At 68.5% G+C, this 24,261-nt stretch carries 14 protein-coding genes; 4 read left to right on the forward strand and 10 right to left on the reverse strand.

Features of this window, described 5'->3' with window-relative positions; translation table 11 throughout:
* Positions 1-307: 307 nt before the first annotated feature.
* Positions 308-592 (reverse strand): tyrosine-type recombinase/integrase, encoded by a 285-nt coding sequence (locus tag ACTWNK_RS40265; protein WP_474310187.1) that lies wholly within the window; start codon positions 590-592, stop codon positions 308-310.
* 503 nt (positions 593-1,095) lie between these two features.
* Between ACTWNK_RS40265 and ACTWNK_RS40270 the strand changes: the two genes are divergently transcribed.
* Complete coding sequence (locus ACTWNK_RS40270; protein ID WP_474310188.1) at positions 1,096-1,890, forward strand: ankyrin repeat domain-containing protein; 795 nt, start codon at positions 1,096-1,098, stop codon at positions 1,888-1,890.
* A gap of 209 nt (positions 1,891-2,099) precedes the next feature.
* Here ACTWNK_RS40270 and ACTWNK_RS40275 read toward each other — a convergent pair whose 3' ends face one another.
* The 7 genes from ACTWNK_RS40275 to ACTWNK_RS40305 all read right to left on the reverse strand — a co-directional run bounded on the left by ACTWNK_RS40275 (position 2,100) and on the right by ACTWNK_RS40305 (position 14,124).
* The gene (locus ACTWNK_RS40275) at positions 2,100-3,329 is read right to left on the reverse strand and encodes an MFS transporter (RefSeq protein WP_474310189.1); all 1,230 of its coding nucleotides are present in this window, start codon (positions 3,327-3,329) and stop codon (positions 2,100-2,102) included.
* Positions 3,326-4,594 (reverse strand): ATP-grasp domain-containing protein, encoded by a 1,269-nt coding sequence (locus ACTWNK_RS40280; protein ID WP_474310190.1) that lies wholly within the window; start codon positions 4,592-4,594, stop codon positions 3,326-3,328. The genes ACTWNK_RS40275 and ACTWNK_RS40280 overlap by 4 nt, the downstream gene beginning before the upstream one ends.
* 12 nt (positions 4,595-4,606) lie before the next feature.
* On the reverse strand, positions 4,607-6,319 hold the full coding sequence (locus ACTWNK_RS40285) for an amino acid adenylation domain-containing protein (RefSeq protein ID WP_474310191.1): 1,713 nt from the start codon (positions 6,317-6,319) through the stop codon (positions 4,607-4,609).
* Complete coding sequence (locus tag ACTWNK_RS40290; protein WP_474310192.1) at positions 6,309-10,130, reverse strand: non-ribosomal peptide synthetase; 3,822 nt, start codon at positions 10,128-10,130, stop codon at positions 6,309-6,311. Before ACTWNK_RS40290 ends, ACTWNK_RS40285 begins: the two co-directional genes overlap by 11 nt.
* A gap of 6 nt (positions 10,131-10,136) precedes the next feature.
* Positions 10,137-10,412, reverse strand: coding sequence for a phosphopantetheine-binding protein (locus ACTWNK_RS40295; RefSeq protein WP_474310193.1), 276 nt, complete (start codon positions 10,410-10,412; stop codon positions 10,137-10,139).
* Positions 10,413-10,414: 2 nt separating this feature from the next.
* Positions 10,415-11,896: an NAD(P)/FAD-dependent oxidoreductase gene (locus tag ACTWNK_RS40300; RefSeq protein ID WP_474310194.1), complete on the reverse strand. Its 1,482-nt coding sequence runs from the start codon at positions 11,894-11,896 to the stop codon at positions 10,415-10,417.
* 563 nt (positions 11,897-12,459) lie between these two features.
* Positions 12,460-14,124, reverse strand: coding sequence for a DUF885 domain-containing protein (locus tag ACTWNK_RS40305; protein ID WP_474310195.1), 1,665 nt, complete (start codon positions 14,122-14,124; stop codon positions 12,460-12,462).
* A gap of 307 nt (positions 14,125-14,431) precedes the next feature.
* On the opposite strand from ACTWNK_RS40305, the gene ACTWNK_RS40310 reads away from it, so the two are divergent.
* On the forward strand, positions 14,432-14,908 hold the full coding sequence (locus ACTWNK_RS40310; RefSeq protein WP_474310196.1) for a DUF2975 domain-containing protein: 477 nt from the start codon (positions 14,432-14,434) through the stop codon (positions 14,906-14,908).
* Positions 14,908-15,129, forward strand: a complete 222-nt coding sequence (locus tag ACTWNK_RS40315; protein ID WP_474310197.1) for a helix-turn-helix domain-containing protein — start codon at positions 14,908-14,910, stop codon at positions 15,127-15,129. The genes ACTWNK_RS40310 and ACTWNK_RS40315 overlap by 1 nt, the downstream gene beginning before the upstream one ends.
* 108 nt (positions 15,130-15,237) lie before the next feature.
* Here the strand turns inward: ACTWNK_RS40315 and ACTWNK_RS40320 are convergent, their stop codons facing one another.
* Together ACTWNK_RS40320 and ACTWNK_RS40325 are read right to left on the reverse strand one after the other, a co-directional pair.
* Positions 15,238-15,426, reverse strand: coding sequence for a hypothetical protein (locus ACTWNK_RS40320; RefSeq protein ID WP_474310198.1), 189 nt, complete (start codon positions 15,424-15,426; stop codon positions 15,238-15,240).
* Positions 15,427-15,512: 86 nt separating this feature from the next.
* Complete coding sequence (locus ACTWNK_RS40325; protein ID WP_474310199.1) at positions 15,513-15,629, reverse strand: helix-turn-helix domain-containing protein; 117 nt, start codon at positions 15,627-15,629, stop codon at positions 15,513-15,515.
* A gap of 908 nt (positions 15,630-16,537) precedes the next feature.
* On the opposite strand from ACTWNK_RS40325, the gene ACTWNK_RS40330 reads away from it, so the two are divergent.
* Complete coding sequence (locus ACTWNK_RS40330) at positions 16,538-24,199, forward strand: DNRLRE domain-containing protein (RefSeq protein WP_474310200.1); 7,662 nt, start codon at positions 16,538-16,540, stop codon at positions 24,197-24,199.
* Positions 24,200-24,261 lie beyond the last annotated feature (62 nt).

Here is a 24,261-nt window from a genome sequence, read left to right on the forward strand (position 1 = left end):
GGGCGCATTAGGCAGCACAAGATCCATTTTTGCTACCATCTAGGCACAGAAAGTCATAAAGTACGCATAAAGGGTCGTCCGTAGTAACTACAGAACCGACCTGGCCACACTTGGGGCCCAAGATCCAGTCCCTCAACGCTGCGCCTGCCGAAAACTACGTCCGTGCAGGTCATTCGTTCCAGAGCGGGCAGCGGTCCAGGAGTTCCCTGCAGCAGGTCTGCACCCACCGTCCATGAGGGAGTTCATCCGCGGCACCCGAATACCGGTGAACACGGCTTGGACACCGGCTTCGGCCGGATAGCGATGTTCAGCGCGTGCCGGAGAGTGGCGCGAATGCGGTGCATCGTGGTGGGCCCGACCGGACGCCCTGCACACGGGTGGGATCGCCGCTGGCGCGTTCGGTGGCGATGATCTCGTTGAACTCCTCGATCGCGTCGAACATGCCCACGATGTCGGAGACCTGGAGCCGGTCCAGCCGGATACCACCCAGGTACGGCTTCAAGTAGAGCCGGACATGAGACTCATACCCGCGCCTGGTGGTCGGCTCGATAGCCCGCTTGCGCTTAAGGAACTCCTCCAGCCACTCGGCCACGGTGACAAGGCGATGAGCTCGCCGCACCATCGTAGGTAGCAGGCCACCTGGCGCTTCACACAGCGATCTCGTGCCCGAGCATCATGATCTCGACGTCCTCGAACGCTTGGCTACGTTCCAGCAACACCAGCCAACCGAACACCCGAACACCCGAACAACGATCAGATACAGCAGACGAACCGACACAGTGCGCGCTCTTGCCCTCACCGCGCCTTAAGGTCCAAACCGCAGATCAACCAGCACGTGATGAGCAGCGAAGCAGTACAGGCCAGTCCTGATACGGAATAATCGCCCCCATCCACGAACCGCCGATCCGGGGGCGCGTCATGACTGAGCCTTTACCAGCGGGATGGTCCGGAATCGATGGGCATGGGTGGGCTGACCTCGCGGCGATCGGCGTCAGGCTGGAAGCGGGTGCCGACCCCAATGGGGGCGTCTACGCCTTCGGTGGTTACGAGGGAAGGCCCCTGCACTTCGTGGCCGAGTGGGGGACTCCTGAGACGGTGGTCGAGTTGGCCTGTCGTGTCGATGACGTCGATGCCGAGTTCGACGACCGGACCGCCCTGTGGGCGGCGGTGTTCGCCCGTCGGCTGGACAACGCCCGCGCCCTGGTGGCCGCCGGTGCGGACCCCTGGCGGGCCATGATGGCCGGGTGGTCTCCCGGGCGGCTCGCCCTCGCCGGTCCGGCCCCGGAACTGTTCCCGGTCCCCGCCGGGCACCCCGGCTTGACCCCCGGCGAGGCCGCGACGGCCGCGGAGGCGCACCGGTTGGTCGCCGCGCTGGCCGGCATCGACGACTACATGGGGGTGGCCTGCGTGGCGGATGTCACCACGGCCGAGGCTGTGCGGCGTCTGCAAGCCCTGCCGGTGGACGACACGACCATGGAGCCGATCCTGGAGGATCCTTGGGCCGATCCCGACGCCCGTCTGGGAATCGTGGGAATCACCGGCGTACCCGGAGGATGCGTCGTCACCCAACCCTGGGGGTACGTCCCCTCCACGCCTGAAGTGACCTTGCCGTTGTCGGAGGGAACGGTCTGCTACAGCCTGTTCGCCAATCCCAAGAGCGGCGACCAAGGACTCGTCAGCCGCGATGGAGCGATCGAGGACTCCGACACCCTTCCCGGCGGCGGCGACGCGGGCGGACATCTGACGGCCGACGAGATTCTGGCCGAATACCTCTACCAGGGCGAGGCTGTGGCATACATGTGCGCCAAGGCAGGGCTGCGACTGCTCGACGCCCGCGCCATCATCGGCCCGCCGGATCTGTGGGTGCGCCTGCCGGAGCGAGACCGCTGAAGCCGGATGATCAGGCCCGAGGTTCGAGGCCCACGGGCGAACCGGGCCGAGTCGATCATGTCGGCAGGACTTTGGGAGCTCGTCCTGCGTGGACACCCCCGAGACCATCTCCCGGGCGGGGAGATGCCGACCCTGCACGTTGCCGGCGCCGCTTCAGAGTCCGGTGGCGATGGCAGCCAAACGCCAGCCAGGATGCGGCATCGATGACCTCACGACGCAGCCTGCGCCACCCTCGCCTTCCTCGCCGGTAGGCAGAGCCAGCCGGACACGACCCCGCCGACGGCGCACACCGCCCACAGCGCCCATTCGTGCAACGCGTACACCACGCCGCCGACGATCGGTCCGAAGCCGGTGCCTGCTGTGATCGCTGCGCCGTACAGGCCCTGGTAGCGGCCGCCCATGCGGGGTGGGGCCAGGCCGCCGAGGTAGGCGCTGGCCATGGAGGCGTACAGGATCTCGCCCAGTGTCCACATGATCACTGTGGCGGCCAGCCAGCCCATGCCGCTGAACAGGCCGGTCATGGCCAGGCCGACGCCTGTCAGGATGTTGCCCAGGCAGAGTACGGGGCCGGGCTGCTGTTTGGAGACCAGGCCGGTGATCGGCAGTTCGAGTACCAGGACCAGTGCGCCGTTGAGGCCCATGAGCAGGCCGAAGTCGGCGGGCGACATCTGGTGCGCGTCGATGTGCAGCGGCAGGCCGACCGTGGACTGGATGTAGATGAACTCGGCGATCAACGTCATGACCAGGAAGCGGCGCAGGCGGCGGTCGGCGAGCGCCTGGCGGTAGTTCGGCTGCGGGCCGTCGTCGGCGTCGTCGCTCTCCTGCTCGGTGTGCGCGGGGGCCACGTCCCGCACCAGGATGACCGCGATCACCGCGAGCAACAGACAGGCGATCGCATTGCCGAGGAACAACGCCACGTACGAGACCGTGGCGAGGAAGCCGCCGAGCACGCCGCCGAGCGCCGCGCCGATGTTCATCGCGAACCGGTGTACGGCGAACGCGGCCAGCCGCTGCTGGTTGGTCGAGGTGGCGTCCACCAGCAGTGCCGCCGCGGCGGGACGGTAGATCTGGGAGGCCGTGCCCGCCAGGAACGCCAGGGCGATGAGCGTCGCCAGCAGGTCGAACATCGGGATGAGCGCCGTCGGCACCGCCGTGGCGACCATCGACACGACGATCGTCCAGCGCCGCCCGATCCGGTCGGCCAGGTATCCACCGATCCCGTTGCCGAGCACATTGCCGAGCCCGGCGGCGCCCAGCACCAGTCCGGCGGCGACGGGCGCGATGCCCTGGCCGGTCAGGTAGAGGACCATGAAGACCGGCAGGAAGTTGCCGATCCGCACGACCAGGATGCCGAAGCTGACGATCCACACGATGGGCGGCAGTTGCCGTACCGTCTGGTGGAAGCGGGGCTCGCTCTCGCCGGGTGGCGTCACGCTCACGAAGCCGCCTCGGTGCGGATGCCGATCCGGGCTGCCAGCCGCTCGCAGGCGGCGACGGCGTCCTCGGCCGTGTCGCCCCGGGCCAGGACGTGCGCGACGCGTTCCTCGCTCCAGGTGAGCGGCGAGACCTCGTCACCGACCTTGACCGAGATATCCAGTTCGACCAGTGCGGGGTCGTCCAGGATCTCGTCCACGCCGATGATCTCCACGACCCTGCCGGGCGGCGGGGTGAGGAACCGGATCGCGGCGCCGCCCTTCGGGCTCGGCGACTCCGGCAGCGCGTCGATCAGGCCGAAGCGCGAGCCCAGCGCATAGCGTTCCATGTCCACGCCGTAGGCGAGGTCGGTCAGTTCGTTGATCCGGTCGCCCCCGATGCGGGCATGGGATTCGACGATGCGCGGGCCCCGGCCGGTCAGCTTGACCTCCGTGTGTCCCGGGCCGTCTTGCAGGCCGACCGCGTCGAGTACCTGGACGACCAGGCGCGCGGCCTCCTCCAGCGACTCCCGCGCGATCCGGCTCGGCGAGGAGTGGCCGATCTCGAGGAAGCCGGGGCCGCCCAGCACCTTGTCGGTGAACCCGACGACGACGTGGCGACCGCCGAAGCTCAGCGTCTCCACACTGATCTCCGGCCCGTCCAGGTACTCCTCCATGAGGAACCGGTCGAGCGGCCCGGCGAGATCCTCCTTCGGGAAGGTCGCTTCGAGCTCCCGGAAGCGCCGCGGGACGGCGACCAGGTCGGCCTCGTCGCGGACGGCGAACACGCCGATGCTGCCCGCCTCGGCGACGGGCTTGACGAAGACCGGCAGGCCGTGCGCCTCGGCGAACGCACGCAGGTCCTGCTCGTTCTCGCCGATGGCGGAGGCGACCGGGCTGATGCCGAGGGCGTTGAGCCGCTGTCTCATCCGCCACTTGTCGAGCAGGACGTCCACGGTCTCCAGGGAGTAGCAGCCCAGTTCGAGCATCTCGTCGGCCTGGGCCGCGGGCTGGACGCCGAGTTCGTACAGCGACAGCACGCCGTCGAGGGGGTTCACCTGGTGCAGGGCCCGGATGAGCGGCAGCAGCTGCTCAGTGTCGGTGTAGTCCATGAGCAGCGCCTGATCCACGTACGGCCAATGATCTTGGCCGTACTGGTTGGGCTTCTGCACGTAGACCAGGCTCATGCCCAGTTCGTGCGCCTTGCGCAGAAGCTTGGGTTTGCCCCCGATCACGGCGATTCTCGGACGACCCGTCCGCCGTTCTGCGGTGTGCGCGACCTCGCGTGTCATCGTCGCTCCTCTTCAGTTGGCCGGTGACCGCACGAACGAAACGTTCGCGAGTGCCCGACGGTCGACCTTTCCGGGGCGGTTCAGGGGAAGACGGTCCAGCCACACATAGAAGCGCGGAACCATGTGGCTCGGCAATCGATTCCGGAGCAGGACCGCGATCTTGTCGTCGGGATGCTCCGCACCGACCAGGAAGGCGACGAGCGCCGCACCGCCCGGGGCGTCACGGCGCAGGAGCACCGCGGCGTCGACCACGCCGGGGACCTCGCGCAACGCGTGCTCGACCTCTCCGATCTCGACGCGGTGGCCGTCGAGCTTGACCTGGTCGTCGACGCGACCGAGGAAGACGTGGTCGCCCCCGGGCAGGCGGCGCACCCGGTCGCCGGTGGCGTACATGCGCTCGCCCGGGGTCACGGCGAACGGATCGGGCAGGAACACCGACCCCGTACGGCCGGGCAGCCCGAGATAGCCGCGGGCCAGTCCCGCACCGGCGATGTGGAGCTGGCCTTCCTCCCCGTCGGGCACGTGGTTCAGCTCCTCGTCGAGGACGTACGCGCGCACGCCCCGGTGCGGGCGGCCGATCGGCACCCAGGACGGCGTGGTGCGGTCGCAGCGGTGCCACAGGGGCGCGACCGTCGTCTCGGTCGGCCCGTAGCCGTTGTGCACCACGATCCGGTCCATCAGCTCGCCGAGCCCGGGCGCGTCGAGCTGGGAGCCGCCGGTGATCACCGCCCGGACTCCGGCGGCGGCCAGCCGTGGCAGCAGGGCCTGATGGTAGGGCCCGAGCACGGCGGAGGGGATCTCCAGCACGGTCGCGCCGAGCGTCCGCACCTCGTGCAGGATCCGGTTGGCCGCGAGCTCGCCCGCACCGGGTACGGCGACCGCGCCACCGGCGCACAGCGGCATCAGCACGTCGTGCATGGTGCTGTCCACGGTCGCGGCCAGTGTCCACAGCATCACGTCGTCAGGCCGGATCAGGTCGAGGTCCTCGATCGAGGCCGCCATCAGGTTGAGGAGCGCCTGGTGCGGCACTCCCACGGCTTTGGGCCGGCCGGTCGAGCCCGATGTGGTGATCGCGTACGCCAGGTCGAGCGGGTGCGGCGCCGGAAGGGGAACGATCGGCTCGTCATCGAGCGTGGGGTCGTCGATGAGCTGGGCGTCAGGCAGCCAGCTCGCGGGGGCGGCGACCAGCGTCTGGTCGCACCGGGTATCGGCGAGGATCTCGCGGACGCGCCTGGGCGGATCTCCGGGATCCAGCGGCAGGACCGCCGCACCGGCGCGCAGGACGGCGACGAACCCGATCAGCGCCTGCGGGCCGCGCGGAGCGATCACCCCGACGATGCCGCCCGGCCGGACGCCGCGACGCCTCAGCCGGGCCGCCAGCCGGGCTGTGACCAGGCCGAACTCCGCGTAGGTCCAGGTGCGGCCCGCGGTCCTGACCGCGGTGGCCTCCGGCCGGGTCGCCACCTGTCGTGCGAACAGGTCGCACACCGTACGGTCGGCCGTGTGCGCACGCCGCGCGTCGGAGGGAGCGGGGCCGTGTCCGTGCCGGCGCAGGCTCAGCGGCCGCATGTCGGTCCAGGTCGCGTCGATGTGGGCCAGGCACCGTTCCTTCGGCCCCGGCGGGCCGGTGACCTGCCATCCGTCGGGCGCGTCCCGGTCGGCGGGCCAGATCGAGTACTGCTCCTCGTGGTTGACCACGACGTGGAACTCGCCGTCATCCGACATCTCCAGCACGGTCCTCTCTCAGCGCCCAGGTGATGGCTCGCGGCAGCGCCGCCTCCCAGGCGGCGTAGGTGTGACCGCCGTCGCCGTACTCGCAACGCACCACGTGTCCCCTGGCGGCCAGGTCCTTTCCGGTACGTTCGACCGCTTCGACCAGGTTGAGGCCGTCGTCGAGGTCGATGGCGGCCTCCTCACGACCGGCGTACAGGAACAGGCGGGACGGGACGGCGTCCGCGGGGCCGAGCCGATGCTCACTCAGCGGGCCGGACAGGGCGAGCGCGCCCTCGAAGACGTCCGGCCTGGTCAGAGCGGCGCGGATGGCCGCCACCGCGCCGAGGCTGGCGCCCAGCACACTCGCCCGGCGCGGCAGCCGTCCGCCCAGCCACTCCCCCAGGTACGGGATCAGCTCGTCGGCGAGCAGGTCGGCGTAGGTCTCGGCGAGCAGTTCCCCCCGCCGGGCCGACCAGTCGGGCGGGCTGACGAAGAGCGCGGCGGTGGGCGGTACGCGGCGCTCGTGCACGAGCCGGTCCAGGATCGCCGGGAGCCGCATGATGTCCGCGAACTCCGATCCGTCCAGGACCACCAGGACGCGCCGCTCCCCTTCCGGCTCCCAGCCCGCCGAGAGGTAGAGGTCCACCCGCCGCTCGCCGCCCAGTGTGCTGCTGTGCCAGGTACGGCGCTCCAGGCGGGAACCGGCGTCGAGGCCGGGCACGGTCTCCGCCAGGAGGGCGGCGGTGTAGTCGGCGGCGGTGCGGTGGCGCAGCATGAGCCGGAGCGGGACCTCGCGGCCGAGCAGCCGCCGGATCGCCGCGGTCGCCCGGGGCACGAGCAGGGAGTGGCCGCCGCTGTCGAAGAAGTCGGCCGTCACCGGCAGTTCGGCGCCCAGGACCGCCGACCACGCCTGCGCCACGCGGGCCTCCAGCCCCGTCGCGGGAGGCGCCACCGGCTGCCGGTCCCGGTGCGCCGCGGTGACCGGTGGCAGCGCCGCCCGGTCCACCTTGTTGTTGGCCGTCAGCGGGACGCGCGGGATCTGGACGACGTGGCCGGGCACCATGTACGCGGGCAGTTCGGCCTGCAGACCGGCCCGCAGTCCGGCCTCGTCCACCGGGGTGGCGGCCACGACATAGGCGACCAGGGCGGGCCCGGTCTCCAGGTCGGCGCGGAGCACGACCGCCGCGCTGATGCCCGGACGGCGGAGCAGGGCGTGCTCGATCTCGCCGATCTCGATGCGGTAGCCGCGGATCTTCACCTGGCGGTCGGCCCGGCCGAGGAAGTCGATGGCCCCGCCGGGCAGGAAGCGGCCCACGTCGCCGGTGCGGTACATCCGCGCGCCTGGCGGCCCGTAGGGGTCGGGCAGGAAGGACCGGGCGGTCAGGCCTGGACGCCCGAGGTAGCCCCGGGCCAGCCCGTCGCCCGCCAGGTAGATCTCGCCCCGCATGCCGACCGGGGCCGGGTTGAGGTCGCGGTCCAGGATGTAGGCACGGGTGTACGGGATGGCGTGTCCGATGGGCACCCGGGCGCCGTCGTGCTCGCCGTCGAAGACGGTGGCCAGCACGGTGCACTCGGTGGGCCCGTACGAGGCCATGACGCGGCAGCCGGGCAGTGCCTCGCGGGCGACACGGAAGCTCTCGGGGTTGACCACGTCACCGCCCACGACGAGCGTATGCAGCGAGGACAGCGTGCCGACACCGCGTTCGACCAGCAGATCGAGCTGCGGTGACACGAGTTTGAGCGTGGTCACCCGGTGCTCGCCGACGATCGCGTCCACGTCTTCCAGGAGCGCGCCGGTGCCGGCCACCACCACGCGGCCGCCGTGGCACAGCGGTGTCCACTCCAGCACCGACACGTCGAAGGTCAACGGCCCGGCCTGCATGAACGTCGTGCCGGGACCGACGTCGAGATAGTCCGGCGCGCCGGCGACGAGCCGGGTCAGCGCCCGGTGCGGGATGGCGACGGCCTTCGGCGTCCCGGTCGAGCCCGAGGTCGAGATCAGGTACGCCAGGTCGTCCGGCCGGGCGACGAGGGGCGGGTCGGCGTCGTCGTAGGCGGACAGGTCGTCGTCGCCGACCACCAGGAGCGGTGTCGCGTCCGGTCGCAGCCGCTCGCGCAGGGCCGGGCTGACGACAGTGACGACCGCTCCGGCGTCCGTGAGCATGAAACGGAGCCTGTCGGGCGGAAAATCGGGGTCTATCGGGAAATAGGCGGCACCGCATTTGACGACGGCCAGCAGCACCACGAATCGCTCGACCGTGGCCTCCAGGCAGACGCCCACCACGCTCCCGCCGGTCACACCATGTGCCGACAGATGCCGCGCGAGCCGGTTGGCCCGCGCGTTCAGCTCCCCGTACGTGAGCGCGCCGCCGGTCCCGACCACGGCCTCGGCCTCGGGACGGAGGGCGGCCTGCGCCTCGACCAGCTCCACCACCGTGGCGACCGGCGCCGGATCCACGCGGGGCGCCGCGGCGACGTCGGCCAGTTCCAGCTCACCCAGCGGCCTGCCCGGCTCCCTGGCTCCCAGGCCGAGCAGCCGGATGTAGCGTTCGGCCAGCGCCTCGACCGTCGAGGCGTCGAACACGGCGGGCCGGTACACGAACGTGGCCCGCAGCCGCCCGTCCACCACCTGTGTGGTGAGCGACAGGTCGAACCGGGCGGTGACCGGCAGGTCCGGATACCACCAGACCGGTGCGCCCGGCGCCTCCGCCAGCGCGGCGCGGTCCCCGGCGTGGTTGACGACGACATCGAAGATCGGGTTGCGCCGATCCTCCGTACCGGCGTTCACCGCCCCGACGATGTGCTCGAAGGGCACGTCCTGGTGGGTGTCGGCCGCCATCCAGGCGTCGCGGGTGCGGACCACCAGATCACGGAAGCCGAGCTCCCGGCCGGCGGCGTCCACCCGCAGCACCACGGTGTTGACGAAGAATCCGACGAGGTCCTGCAACTCCGGCCGGGGCCGGTCGGAGACGACCGCGCCTAGCACGACGTCGTCCTGCCCGCTGAACGCGCTCAGTGCGGCCACCATGGCCGCGGTCACCACCACGGCCTGACTCGCCCTGGCCCGCCAGGCCACGGCCGTCATCGCGGCGGTGTCGTCCTCCGACAGCTCCACCACGACGCTCGCGCCGACGCTGTCGTCGGTGGCCGTGCGGGGCCGGTCGGCCGGAAGCTCCAGCCGTTCGCTGCCGGCCAGCGCCCGCTTCCAGTACTCCAGCTGCGGTCGGAGCCGCCCGGAGTCCAGCAGGGCGCGCTGCCAGCGGGCGAAGTCGCCGTACTGGACCGCCAGTTCGGGCAGCTTCGGCTCGCGCTTCTCCCTGGCGGCCTCGTACAGCTCGAAGAGATCGCGGGCGAGCACGTCCATCGACCACCGGTCGGTGACGATGTGATGCATCGCCAGGAAGATCGCGGGCCCGTCCTCCAGCTCCGCCACGACCGCCCGGATCAGGGGCGGCCGTGAGAGGTCGAACGGCTCGGCCGCGGCCCGGTCCACGGCGGCACGCCAGGCGCGTCCCGCCCGGACGACCTCGATCTCGACCTCGTCCACGACCTCCTGTGCCGTCGTGCCGTCCGGCAGCAGGGCGAACCCCGTGCGCAGGATGTCGTGGCGCCGGGTCAGACCGGCGAGCGCGGCGGCGAGCGCCGTGGGTTCGAGCCCCGCAGGAAACCGCCAGCCTCCTGTGATGTGGTACTGGTCGTGCGACGAGTCCAGCTGGCGAAGCCACCACAGCCGCTCCTGTCCCGCCGACAGCGGGAAGGCACGTGCCGTGGCGTCGCGCCGCAGCGGGTACGGATTCGTCGGGCGTGGCTCGAACCTGGGCATCCGTCCTTACACCTTCGTCCCGGACACGGGCCGCGCGGCGTCGACGGCCTTGGTGATCGTGCCGACCGTGCGGAACGTGGCCTCCTGGAGCGCATCTTCCGGCAGCTCGATCCGGAAGGTGTCCTCGATGGCGAGCATGAGGCCCATGCAGCTCAGCGAGGTCATGCCCAGCGACCACAGGTCGTCGTCGACGCCGAGGTCGACGCCGTGTGCCGACAGGTTGAGCTGCTTGTCGACGAGGCCGCGCACCGTCTCGACCAGCGAGTTCTGCGAGATGGTCATCCTCACGCCTCCTTCGCCACGGCGCCGACGGGGTGGGCGCCGTTCCTCGCCGCCAGGCGGTGGAAGTAGCGGGCGACGCGGCGCCCGCCGAGCAGACTGCCCTGCGCGTACCAGAGGATGTCGGGGCCGAGGCCGTAGTCGATGCCGACCGTGTCGTAGAACCGCACGGCCATGTTCCGGTAGTAGTCGGCGATCTGCTGGGTGGTCATCTGCGGCGCCGCCTCGGCGCCGGGCTCGAACCAGGCGGCGAGATTGTGCTCGACGTACTCGTTGATCGACCACTCGATCGTCCTGGTCTCGATCGGCGCCCGTGTCGGCTTGAACATCGGGTCGATCGTGCCCTCCTTGCCCTGCAGCTCGTTGGCGACGTGCTCGGCCAGCAGCGGGGCGCAGTGGAAGCCGTCGCGGTAGGTGCCCGTCATCAGGTACAGGCCGGACAGCGGCAGCCAGCCGATCAGCGGGAAGCCGTCGAGCGTGACCGGACGGTTGCCCGCCAGCCAGCTGACGACCTCGTGCGAGGCGACCCGCTCGTCGAGCTGCTGCATCGAGTACTGGGCCAGGAAGCGGACATCGGCCATCCACGTCACGCTGGAGATCTTGTCCACCAGCCGGTTGGTCGCGCCGTAGTACTCCAGGTCGCCGGGGCCGGGCACGACGTGCAGCCCGCAGGCGAAGCCCCGGTTGGGCGTGCGGACCACACTGCGGAACTTCTCTCCCCCGGTACGCCTGGCCAGCATCGCGAATCCGAGACCGGGGAACAACGGCACCGTGTCGAGACCGTCGAGCACGGTCTTCACCAGCGCCTCGCTGTGCGCGCCTACCGCGACGACCACGGAACCCGCCTCGATGACATGGCCGTCGTCCAGCTCGACGCCGGTCACCTCGCCGTTGTTCCTGATCAGCTTGCGTACCTTCTGGTCGACCAGCGTCGTGCCGGTGGCGCGCAGCCGGTTCTCCAGCGCGGACAGCACGCCACGCGCGTCGACGGCGCCTTCGGCGGGCAGGTGGACGGCGCGCAGGGCACGGGTGTCCGGCCTCGGGCGGTAGGCGGGGATCTCCCTGGGGTCGATCTCCTCCCACGGCTTGCCGTACTCGTCGAGCGCCTTGAGCATGGCGTGGAAGTTGACCGTGTCCAGGTCGGCGCCGATGGAGTTGAGGACCACGTGGGTATCGGGCGTGACGAGCAGCGGCGACCCGGTCTTCGAGTACGGCTCCAGCCGCTCCAGCACGCCGGGCCAGCGGTCGTGGGCGGCGACGCCGAGCTCGAAGCGTTTGCGTGAGGCATCGGTTCGCAGGGATTCGGTGGTGGCCTCGCCGAAGCAGCCGAGCATGGCTCCGGCGGCCTGGCTCGCGCCCGCGTCACGGTCGCTCGGTCCTACGACGACGACGGATCCGGCCTGACGGGCGGCCAGCTCGTCGGCGAGGAACAGCCCGAGCACGCCGTTGCCGACGATGACGAAGTCGGCCTGGGCAGGTGGTCCCACGCCGTTCGCATGTCCTGTTACCACAGGAAACCCCTTTCAAGAAATGGGTGGAGCAATTGCGATTTCACGAGCGTTCTGCTGGGGGACGTTTTTATCGCGGGCATGGGAAATCGCCCACGGTTCAGAATGAGGCGCCGTAGCGCAGGGGCGCCGCGAACGAATGCGTCCGCGGGCGTGAGGTCGGGAATTCAGACGCTCTTGGAATGTCGTGAGGTGCGGGCAGATCGCCGCACACGCCTCACGGACGGTGACAAAGTCCGGCTCCACCCCCTGTTTCGGCCATTCACCGGTACTACCGCCCCCGGCGACTCGGTGAATGGCTTCGATGGATTGAGCTACAACGGGTGTCACTGTAACCATGCCCCGAAGAATCATGCAAGGGCGCGCATTTCGGTCACTCGTCTAGTAAACGCCGCCCGTCCGCCATGAATGAGATGACACATATTCACGACCGAAATCAAAGCCCCAGGTCAAGACGCAACCGGAAATGATCCCCGGCGTGACGCCAGACGACCTGCGCAAGATCACACAAGATGGAAAGGATCACCCGGAAATGTCAGCGCTCAGCGATCGGTGGAGATCAACAACTCACGCATGGTGTCGAGTCCCGCGGGCCCGCTACGGAGCGCACGGGTATGGAAATCCTTCAGGTCGAACGCCGCCCCCCGGCGGGCCTTGTGCTCCTCGCGCAGTTCGAGCCAGAGCTTCTCCCCGACCTTGTACGAGGCCGCCTGCCCGGGCCAGCCGAGATAGCGGTTCACCTCGTCGGCCGCCCGCCGAGGATCGGTCAGCGTCCTCGTGGTCAGGAACTCCGTCCCGAGTTCGGGCGTCCATCGCTCGCCCTCGTGAAAGCCGGAACCGGCCGGAATCTCCAGCCGCAGATGCATCCCGATGTCGAGCACCACCCTGGCCGCCCTGAACAGGCTCTTGTTCAGCATGCCGAGCAGCGTGCCGTCATCGAGATAGCCGAATTCGCGCATCAGCCGTTCGGCATAGAGAGCCCATCCCTCGCCGTGGCCGTCGATGAAACACAGCAGTCGCTGGAACCGGTTGAGCCCGGGAGTGCCGACGGCGGTCCCGATCTGCAGATGATGACCCGGCGCACCCTCGTGATAGACGGTGCTCGCCTCCCGCCAGGTGGGGAATTCCGCCTTTCCCTCCGGAAGCGACCACCACATCGTCCCCGGCCGGCTGAAATCCTCGGCGGGATTGGTGTAGTACGCCCCCGACCCGCCGCCGGGAGGCGCGATCCGGCAGTCCAGGCGCATCAACTCATCGGGAATGTCGAAATGCAGGCCCCGTAAATCGTTCATCGCCTGCCCGGACAGCTGCTCCATCCAGTCACGAAAGCCGTCCCGCCCGCGTACGAGATGACGTGGATCGGCGTCCAGCACGGCCGCCGCCTCGGCGGGACCGGCTCCACGGCGAATCCGGCCGGAGACCTCGGCCATCTCCGCCTCGACACGGCAGAACTCCTCCCAGCCCCACGCGTACACCTCACGCAGGTCCGGCCGTGCGCCCAGGAACGTGCGCGACCACAGCCCGTACAGCTCCGCACCGACCGCGTCCTGGCTCGTGGCCGTCGGCCCCATCTCCTCGCGCAGGAACGCGCCCAGCTCGGCATAGGCACCGGCCGCCGCCCCCGCCGCCGCGTCCAGCTCGGCACGCAACGCGGCGCCCACCTGCGCGTCGTGCGGCAGCGTCGCGAAGAACCCGTCGGCCGCCGACCACGTCTCGCACTGGGAGACCACCTCCCGTACCTGCCGTACGGCGGGCACCCGCCCGTCGCCCGCCGCGGCCGACAACGCCTGCCGGTAGCCGCTCAGCGCACCCGGCACCGCGCGCAACCGCCGGGCGATGACCGCCCAGTCCTCGGCGGTCTCGGTCGCCATCAGGTCGAACACCCAGCGCACACTCTGCACCGGACTGGCGATCACATTGAGCGCCGCACCCGGCAGCCCCGCCTCGTGCAGCTCGACCTCCAGCCCGACCCGCTCGGCGAACACCGCCCGCGCCACGCGCTCGCTCTCGTCGGCCGCCTCGGCGGCGGAGATGTCGGCCAGCGCCCTCCTGGCCAGATCCGCGCGGGCACGATGGCCGTCAGGGGAAAGATCGGGAAGCTCGTCGTCGTGGCCGCCGATGCCCTGCTCCGTCGCGGCGACGGGATTCAGCCGCGTGTAGGCATCGACGTAAGCGTCGCAGATGGCGTGCACGTTTAAGCCGCTCATGCCCTGCACGATACCCAAGCGCCATTGGAATGGCGCGGAACGAAGACAGGGAGCAGGCCGCGCCCGGCTTGACCTGCGATGGCCGCCCTGCCGTACGGCAGCCGCCATGCCAGAGGGACGCGGCGGCCGCCCTCTCCGACTCTTCGACACCCCGCAGGCGGGACGGCGACCGTCCGACGTCACGCCGTTCCGAGAGCCGCAGCCGCCTGTCGCCCGACAGGGGCAACGGTGGTGTATCCCACGTCCACCTTGCCGGACCTATCGAAAGTCGATAGATTGCCATCGTAACTCGATGGGAGGACGGAGTATGGGAAAGCTGACAGTGCGGGCGCTGCGCGTCGTGCTCGTGGTGGTGTTCGCCGGGACCGTGTTCATCCAGGCGGGGATGGTGTGGGCGTCGTTCACCGAGCCGGAGGACGCGTCGCTCCCGCTGCGCCTGCTCGCGATCGCGGGCATGGTGACGGTCCAGGTGGGCCTGGTCTGCGTGTGGCGGCTGGTGACGATGGTGCGACGCGGCACCGTGTTCTCGCACGCCGCCTTCCGGTACGTGAACATCGTGATCGGCGCGATCGTGGCGGCCGCCCTCGTGTGGTTCGCGGCCACCGCCTTCAACGCACCGGACCAGCGGGACGACCCGGGCGTCACCGTCATCATGGGCGGAATCGGCCTGGCCATCCTGGGAGTCGCGCTCTTCGTCCTCGTCCTGCGCTCGCTGCTCGAACAGGCCGTCGCACGCGACGTGCAGGCGACGCGGATGCAGGACGAGCTGGACGAGGTGATCTGATGCCGATCGCCGTCGACATCGACGTGATGCTGGCCCGCCGCAAGATGTCCGTTGGCGAACTCGCCGACCGCGTCGGAATCACTCCCGCCAACCTGGCCGTACTCAAGAACGGCCGCGCCAAGGCAGTCCGCTTCACCACCCTCGCCGCCCTCTGCGAGGCCCTCGACTGCCAGCCGGGCGACCTGCTCCGCTGGGAGGACGACCACACCACGGAGGGATGACGATCGCCGCAGTACGGCACGCACAGCGCGGCACTTCGCCGCAACGGCGTCTGCGGATGGGACACCCGATGGGCGTCCGACTCGGCGGGGACGCTCTTTCGACGGTGATCAGAACGTCTCGAACTTGACGGCGAACAGGCTGGCGACCCCGTACCGGAAGTAGTCGTAGTTGCGGCGCCTGGGCATGTCCGGCCTTGTCGGCAGCGCCGGTTGCGAGCGGTCCAGCGCCTGGATCCGGGACTTCTCGTCCCCGGCATGAGACCACGGCCGGTTCGGGAGGGTTGTGATGCAAGCCAACGACGTCGACGACCTTCCCCACGAACAGTGGATCGGTCGACCGTTCGAAGGTGCCAGCTTGGTGGGACTTAAGGCCGAAGTCGCCATCAGGCTCTGTAACCGGAGCCAGACGAACGCCGACGCCATGTGGAGACCGTGTCACGGTGGACCTTCAGGGCGGCGGCGATCTCGATAGTGTCCCGGCCGTCCGCGTACGCCAGCACGATCTTCGACCGCAGGGCCAGGAACCGCGAGGGTTTCGCCTGCCGTGCCCACCGCTCCAGAGTGACCCGCTCGTTGGTGGGAGTGTCACCGGAGTCCTGGGCTGCCCATCCGCGCCATGAAACCCATTCCAGACCTAGCGGACGAATCCTCAGCGCGTCCCACTAGCCACAGGCGGTCAGCCGGTTTGTAGCGCACCCGTGGGCCCTGACGGTACAGAACTCGCGTTCTCACGCCTTGGCATCAGCGACTCCGCCCCCTGAAGAAGTCACCGCGAAACGGCAGCCCGGACTACGGCAGCAGCCGTCGCGTGACGGCGCACACCGTGGACACGAGCGCGAAAGATGATCCAGGCAACCCGGGCCAGCCGCTCGACGACCTAAGGGATGCCCGATCCCACGAGGCGAAGGACTTTCGCATCGGCGATGATCCGCGCTTCTGCACCCCAAAGAGCACGGTGCCTGGAGGTCAAAGCCGCAGATCAAGCATCACGCGATGAATTGCGAAGCAGTACAAGCGCTTGCGACCAAGCAGCAGCGCGATGGCGTGCTCGAGTTCCTCGGCCTTGAGACGGAGGCTTCGGAAAAGAATTCGACGTCCTTGAACACCTGGCCGCCGCCCAGACACCCTTCCGCCGAGCCGCCCAGGAGTCTAGGACGCCGTCGCATGAAAGGAAACCCCTAAATAATGAGATCACACATATTTGTTCTCCGCGAACAAAGTAGGCATAAGCGATAGCACCCACGACAAGGGCCCAATCAGCAGGATCGTCCGCAGGAAATAACGCGACCAGGGCGGCGACCGGCATCTATGACGGAGGGCGGCTTACCGGTCGCATAAATGATATTTACATTGCCTTTATAGGCTGCCACGATCGCCACGGTATGCCGTTATGCCTGAAAGGGTGAAAATGAAAACCACTCGATCGGCGTCCGGTCTATCCACCGCGACGCGCTGCGGGACCTTGTTCTTGGCCACTTTTGCGATCACTGCATCGACCCTGGTGGCACCTGCTGTCGCCGTACCCACCCCGCCACCCGAACCGGCTTCCACAACTGCACCGGCTGGGCCGAGCTACGTCGATCTCGCCAAGACCGAGGCCAAGCGGACGGGCAAAGAAGTGGAGATTCCCAGCCTCCACACCGAGAACATGACCACCGTCGCCATGCCCGGCGGCAAGACGGTCAGAACCTATGTGTCGAGCACCGTCATTCGCGTCCAGCGCGACGGCACATGGCACAAGGTCGACCCGACACTCATCGTGGAGAACGGCGTCGTCAAACCCCGCATGGCCAAGCTGGACCTCAAGCTGTCCAACGGCGGCGGCACCGCGCCATTGCTGACCGCGAAGGGCGAATTCCTCGGCCCTCAGCAGGGCAAGACCGGCGAAATCAGCATCGCCCCGCCCGGCACGTTGCCTGTGCCCGAGCTGTCCGGCCAAACCGCGACCTACCGGGCCGCCTACGGTCGCGGCATCGACCTGGTCGTCACCGTGACTCCCACTGGCTACCAGCAACAGATCGTGATCCGCGAACGACCTGCCCAGCGCCTCAAACTACCCGTGCGGATCGACCCGCCCTCCGGAATGAGCCTCGGCAAGGCCTCCGACGGCAAGCCTGCGGCGCTCGCGGGCGGCAAGGAGATCGCCGACCTTTCGGCGCTTCCGATCATGGATGCCAAGGAGAGCGCCCGACCGGGCAGCGGCAAGGCGGGCAGCGCAACGACGACCCTCACGGGAAGCGGTGACAACGCCACCCTCGTGCTCTCCCCAGACCCGGCCTTCCTGTCCGACCCTACGGTGACCTACCCGGTTACGGTGGCCGCCGGTAACCCGACGCCGTGGCACGGAGCCGGCGCTCCCGCCGACACGTTCATCGCCAACGGCGGCGCCTACGTCAACGGCAGCTACTCGGCCAACAGCAACGCGCTCTTCGCCGGACGCCGGGACGGCTACAACTACCGTTCCTACCTGAAGTTCGATCTCAGGAATGCGCCGTTCTTCGGCCGTCAGATCATCGACGCGAACATCACACTGTGGAACTACATCTCCAGCGCCTGCGGCGAAGTCGGCGGCATCTCCATGCACCGCGTCGCCGCCGACTGGACCCCCACTACGATCAAGTGGTCGGATCAGCCGCTCGCCGTGGCCGACGGCCACGTGGTCAACCCTTACGGCAAGGACGCGAACTGCTCCGACTGGATGGCGGAGGGCGAGCTCTGGTACTCCATCGAGCAGATCGCCCAGGCCTGGGCGGACGGGACGCCCAACCACGGCTTGATGGTCCGCTCGGTGGCCGAGTCCGGCGCGAACAACTGGCGCCAGTACCTGTCGGGCAACTACCCGGAGACCGCTCCGGATGGCAGCCACCACCCCTACTTCTTCCTCGAGTACGAGGTTCCCGCTCCTCCCAAGGTCGATGGCTTCACGTTCATGTCACCCGACCCGATCACGAGCCTTCCGACGTTCGAACAGGCCCGCGCCCAGTCGATCTACGAGCCGGAAGGCAGTGAGCGAACCGGAATCGACAACACGTTCTCCGGCCAGATCGCCGGTCAGCGCGACGGAGAGCCCTTCGAGGCCATACCGGACGAACTCGACCGCCGTCCCGAGGGCAGCGACGACGAGGACGGCACGGGCGAGGACACTCTCGGGCCACGTGTGGTCAGCGTCGAGCCCTCGAACGGCGCGGCCGACGTCCCTCTGAACACGAAGCTCAAGGTCACCTTCTCCGAGTCGGTCAACGAAGCCGCCGTGATGCTGAAGGACGCCAGTGGCGTCGAGGTGCCGGCGGCAGCGGCATACGACAACTCGGGGACGGTCGTAACGTTCACGCCGGAGCGTGCGCTGAGCGCGGGAAGCACATACACAGCGGTGCTCTCGGACGCGGCCGACGAGGCGGAGAACAGGATGATCACCTACACGTGGTCGTTCAGCACCCCGAAGCAGGCCGCGGGTCATTGGACGTTCGATGAGGGCTCAGGCGATACCGCCGGCGACTCGTCGGGCAACGGGCACGATGCGAAGCTGAACGAGACGGCTTCGTGGACGCCGGGCAAGCATGCTACTGGGCTGACCAACACGCCCACTGCCGCGCCCACGCCCATTGCCGCGTCACCCTCCCGGCAAAACATCATGGCGGCCGCCGCTCCCACGGTCACCGGGCTCAGCCTGTCCCCGGCACAGACGGTCGGCGGCGGCATCGTGACGTCGTCGTTGACGCCGACGCTCAAGGCGACGGCGACCGATGCCACGTCGGGCGCCTCGACGGTCGAGTTCCGCGTGCTCAAGTACTCAGACGACAGCCACGTGTGGTCAGGCTCGGTGCCCAATGTGCCCTCGGGTACGGCGGCGTCGATCGCCGTGCAGGCGGGCAAGCTGCTCGACGGCATCAAGTACGAGTGGCAGGTACGCGCGACGTCCGCAGGTGGTGCTTCCGCGTGGTCGTCGTACCAGTTCTTCACGGTCGACGTGCCCGAGGCCGTGCTGGACCAGTTCCAGCTCAGCCCCTCGACAGGTGTCGGCGCTGACATCAGGAGTTCGTCACTGACCCCGACGGTGAAGGCCAGAGTCACCGATCCGCTCGGCGGCCCGGCCACGGTCGATGTCCAGATGTCGCGCTACGTCGATGATGTGGTCGTGTGGTCGACCAGCCTGACCGGCGTGGCATCGGGCTCGCAGATCTCCGTGACGGTTCCGGCCGGGAAACTGCTCGATCTCACGAAGTACGAGTGGCGGATCAAGGCCACCACACCGGGATCCACCCCTGCCTGGACGCCCTATCAGTTCTTCACGGTGGACGCCGCTCCCGCGGTGGACCAGCTTCAGGTGACCCCGGCGACGGGCACCGGGACCGACATCATCACCTCCAAGCTGACGCCGACGCTGCTGGCCAGGCTCGTCGACAAGCTGGGCAACAGTGGTGTGGTCGACTTCCAGGTGGCGCGCTACGTCGACGACGTCGTCGTGTGGTCGGGTTCGGCGACGAATGTCGCCTCAGGTGCTCAGGCGTCGATCGTGGTGCCTGTCGGCAAGTTGCTCGACGGCACCAAGTACGAATGGCGGGTGAAGGCCACCTCCAGCGGCGCCACCTCGGCGTGGACGCCGTACCAGTTCTTCACCGTGAACGTACCCGAGCCGGTGGTGGACCAGTTCCAGCTCACCCCCTCATCGGGCTCCGGCTCCGGCACCGTCACCAGTTCCCTGACCCCGACCTTGCGCGCCCGGGTGACCGATGCGCTCGGCGGTCCGTCGACGGTCGAATTCCAGGTCGCCGACTGGCTCACCGACACCGTGAAGTGGTCGCTCTCGCTGAACAACATCCCGTCGGGGAGCAACGCCACAGTAGTGGTGCCCAGTGGCGTCCTGATCGACGGCGTGAAGTACGAGTGGCGGGTCAAGGCCACCACACCGGGTTCCACTCCGGCCTGGTCGTCCTGGCAGATCTTCACCGTGAACGTGCCCGAGCCCGCGGTGGACCAGTTCCAGGTCACGCCATCGGAAACGGTCGCCACGAGCACGGTGACACCGTCCCTGACCCCGACCTTGCTGGCCCGCGTCACCGACGCGCTAGGCGGCGCGTCCGCGGTCGAGTTCCAGGTCGCCGACTGGCTCACCGACACGGTGTTCTGGTCGACGACGGTCACGAACGTGGCCTCCGGCTCGTTGGCGTCGACGACAGTCCCCGCTGGGCGGCTGTCCGACAAGATCGACTACGAGTTCCGGGTCAAGGCCACCACGCCTGGCTCGACGCCTGGCTGGTCGTCCTGGCAACGGTTCCGGACCGACATCTTCGATCCAGCCACCGATCCGGCGGTCAGCCAGCTCCAGGTTGTTCCTTCGCAGACCCAGGACGGAGTGGTGGTTTCCACGTCGCTCACTCCTGAGCTGAGGGCCCTCGTGTCCCATCCGCAGGGTGGCGCCTCGCGGGTGGAGCTCGAGTTGGAGCACGACCCGGCCGCGCCACAGGGTCAGGGCAGTGGCCAGATCTGGGCCACCGCACTGGACAACGTGGCATCCGGTACGGCCGTCGCGGTGCCCGTCGCGGCAGGCATGGTGGCCGACGGCTGGCTGGTGCGCTGGCGGCTGCGCTCGCTGGCGGGCGCCAACTCTTCCACTTGGACCGCCTGGCGGCAGGTGAAGGTCGCCGTGCCGAAGCCCGGTGTGAGTCAGTTCCAGGTCACGCCGTCGCAAGTGGTCGACGGCAAGACCGTCACCACCGTGCTCACCCCGTCGTTGCACGCGCAGGTCACCTACGCGCCCGGCGGTAACCTGCGGGCCGAGTTCGAAATCGAGCACGACCCCGCAGCCCCCGAGGGCCAAGGGGCCGGGCAGATCTGGGCCAGTGCCGCCGACAGTGTCCCGGTCGGGACCCAGGCGTCGGTGACCGCGCCGGCAGGCAAGCTGACCGACGGCTGGGCCGTGCGCTGGCGCGCGCGATCCGTCACGGGCACGATCGCATCGGCGTGGTCGGACTGGCAGCAGTTGCTGGTGGACCAGCCGGACTCGGCTCCCGCCGTACAGGAGTTGCAGGTCACTCCGTCGCAGCAGGTGGACGGCCGGACGGTCACGCACACGTTGACCCCGCAGATGCGGGCCACCGTGCTCGATCCTCGTGGTGAGGCGCTCACCGCAGAGTTCGAGATCGAACACGACCCGGCCGCTCCCGCCGGTCAGGGCAGCGGGCAGATCTGGACGGCCAACGTCTCCGAGGTGCAGCCCGGCGCCCAGGCATCCGTCGCCGTCCCCACTGGAAAGCTGACCGACGGCTGGCTGGTGCGCTGGCGCGTCCGTGCGGTGTCCCCCAGCGCGGCGTCGGCCTGGTCGGGCTGGCAAGTGCTTGCGGTCGTGATCCCCAAGCCCGAGGTGGATCAGCTTCAGGTCAGCCCGTCAGAGCAGGTCGACGACAAGACGGTGACCCCGGTGCTGACGCCGTCGCTGCAGGCACGGGTCATCTACGGTCCCGGCGGCAACCTGCGGGCCGAGTTCGAGATCGAGCACGACCCCGCAGCCCCCGAGGGCCAAGGGACTGGGCAGATTTGGACGACCTCGGTCGAGGGAGTCGCGGGCGCGCAGGTCGCGGCTGCCGTACCTGTTGGGAGGCTGACCGACGGATGGACGGTGCGCTGGCGTGTCCGCTCGCATGCCGGCACGTTGCCCTCGGCTTGGTCGGATTGGAAGCAGCTCGTCGTGGATCGACCGGACTCGGTGCCCGCGGTGAACGACCTCAAGGTCACGCCGTCCAAAAAGATCAACGGTCAGACGATCACGCGGGTCGAAACGCCAGCACTCTCCGCGACCGTCACCGATCCCCGGGGCGACGCGCTCGCCGCGGAGTTCGAGATCGAGCACGATCCCTCCGTTGAGGGTCAGGGGACCGGGCAGATCTGGGCAGGCAACGTCGCCGACGCCGAGGTCGGCTCCCCGGCCGTCCTCGCCGTACCTACCGGAAAGCTGATCGACGGCTGGCTGGTGCGCTGGCGCGTCCGTGCGGTGTCCCCCAGCGCGGCGTCGGCCTGGTCGGGCTGGCAGACGCTCAAGGTCGACGTCATCCACCCAGGTGAGGAGCCGCTGGCGCAGACCACCGGCCCGGTGATCCAGACGGACGAGAGTTTCACCGTGGCTTCCTGGCTGCGGTGGAGCGATGCCAACGGCGACTACGACGTTGTCGCGCAGAAGGGTGAGCATCAGGCGCCCTTCCGGCTTGGCAACGATACCGAGGACGGGCTGGTGTTCACCTTCACCAGCGCGGACGCTGCCGGCGCGACGGTCGAGGGTGCTCTCTCGGGCACGCGGGCACCGGTCGACGAGTGGTTCCACCTGGCGGGTGTGTACGACGCGGAGGCCAAGACCGCCTCCTTGTACCTCAACGGTGTTCTGGTCAAGCGCTCGCCCGTGAGCTTCACCACCTGGAACTCCGCCACGGCCATGGCGCTTGGTATGCGACTCCAGGGCACGCTGGACGAGGTCCAGGTCTTCCAGAGAACTCTGGACGCCACCCAGATCCTCGCCCTGCTGACGGCCCCGGCCGCTCAGCCGGCATCCCCACCGTCCTCGCAGCCTTTCTCACCGGTCTCTCCGCGGACGCCCGCTCAGGCGAAGGCGTCCGCGGCGCCCGCGATGGTCGGCAACTTCCAGTACAACCATCCGTCGTTGGAGACCTGCTACGCCACCCAAAGGGCGCCACGGCTCCTCGACGCCTACTCGCGGATGCAGGAGCGCCCGCATTCGGCCTGCTGGACCACCTGGATCGGGCACGGCGGATGGGAGGAGGTCGACGAGAACGGCGTCAAGAAGCGCAAGAACCGGACCGCTTGGTGGGTCAAGCTCTTCCCCGGACCGCTGCGGATCCCGGCGGCTTTGCTGGACAAGGTGACCGACGACGACGTGTTCACCTTCCGCGCGACGTGGGTGGCGCACTCCTACATCGGCAACCACACCGGACAGAGCGTCTACAAGGGCGGTTCCGCGGCCAACGGCCTGAAACCGCAGGACATCAAGTTCTTCCTGAAGCTCTCAGATTTCGGCATCTGGAACAGAGGCGTCAGGCAGACCCATCTGGATTCCGATCTGAACAATGTCCAGATCGAGTTCGAACTCGGTATCCAGGGCGGTTGCAAGGTGTCGAGTGACAGCCCCAGCCGCACCCAATTGAAGACGATCTCCAACTGGCGTTCCACGGCGTACCTCCAGTACCTGATCAACACGACCAAGCCGGCGAACCATGACAGGGAGGTCTGCCAGCTCCAGCCCGCGATCACCAAGTACGAGGCGAAGCGCGGCCGACTTCCCCTCTGGGACCAGGACATCCTCAGCGACGCAGGCAAACGACTGGGCGTTGTGCGGTGGGGACAAGGCATTCCGGTCTACCCTTTGTGGTCGCCCAGCTTCCGCTGCGACTGGAGGGAGCTCGGAGTCCTCGGCGAGAACGGGAACACCGGCGGGTGCGTCTACATCAGAGCCGACCGGGTGTTCACGATGTCCAAGAGCAGGGATGACGAATTCCTGGATGTCATCAACCATATCGAGAAAGCCCTGGACCCGGCGCGGAACCATCTCACCTACCCGCCCTATCGCCCTGGAGACACGACCGCGGGCCGAATAAAGAGCCGTCCACCGGTCAAGGGGCCACTGCACAACGAACTACCGAAGGTCATCGGGGGCAACTACACCGCAGCCCCGGACAGCAAGGAGGGAGAAGCATTGTGGAGAGCTGCGATAGGCGTTCCCAAGAAGAACAGGAGAGTGTTCGGCGGAACTCCCTACGCGGTGCCTGAGGACAACTGGGATCTACCCTTCGGAGGGTCCTACTGCAGGTACTACACCAAGGAGGTCTACCAGCAATGGGGCTACCGGAACGTGGAGTGCGACGAATACCCCTTCGCGTCGACCGAGCAGGGAGCAGCGAAGGACAAGATCCACTATTCGATTCAAGGAGTTCGAGAAGCGCACAACCAGGATCACGGAGATGCGCTGAAGGCGTTCTACGGCCACTATCGCCTTCTCGACTACGACCCTGAGAACACCATCACCAAGGTCAGCGACAGCCCATTCTGGGTGAAGATCGTAGACTAGCCGGACATCGAATGCGGGGCTGGAGTGCGCAGCCCCGCATTCCCGTTGGACAACAGGATGTG

It is taken from the genome of Nonomuraea sp. IBHARD001 (assembly GCF_056106265.1).

Bases quoted from the DNA above. Each gene is read 5' to 3' on its own strand.
- ACTWNK_RS40310 (WP_474310196.1), top strand. From the start codon at position 14,432: ATGGGAAAGCTGACAGTGCGGGCGCTGCGCGTCGTGCTCGTGGTGGTG.
- ACTWNK_RS40305 (WP_474310195.1), bottom strand. From the start codon at position 14,124: ATGAGCGGCTTAAACGTGCACGCCATCTGCGACGCTTACGTCGATGCC.
- ACTWNK_RS40295 (WP_474310193.1), bottom strand. From the start codon at position 10,412: ATGACCATCTCGCAGAACTCGCTGGTCGAGACGGTGCGCGGCCTCGTC.
- ACTWNK_RS40330 (WP_474310200.1), top strand. From the start codon at position 16,538: ATGAAAACCACTCGATCGGCGTCCGGTCTATCCACCGCGACGCGCTGC.
- ACTWNK_RS40315 (WP_474310197.1), top strand. From the start codon at position 14,908: ATGCCGATCGCCGTCGACATCGACGTGATGCTGGCCCGCCGCAAGATG.
- ACTWNK_RS40290 (WP_474310192.1), bottom strand. From the start codon at position 10,130: ATGCCCAGGTTCGAGCCACGCCCGACGAATCCGTACCCGCTGCGGCGC.
- ACTWNK_RS40280 (WP_474310190.1), bottom strand. From the start codon at position 4,594: ATGACACGCGAGGTCGCGCACACCGCAGAACGGCGGACGGGTCGTCCG.
- ACTWNK_RS40285 (WP_474310191.1), bottom strand. From the start codon at position 6,319: ATGTCGGATGACGGCGAGTTCCACGTCGTGGTCAACCACGAGGAGCAG.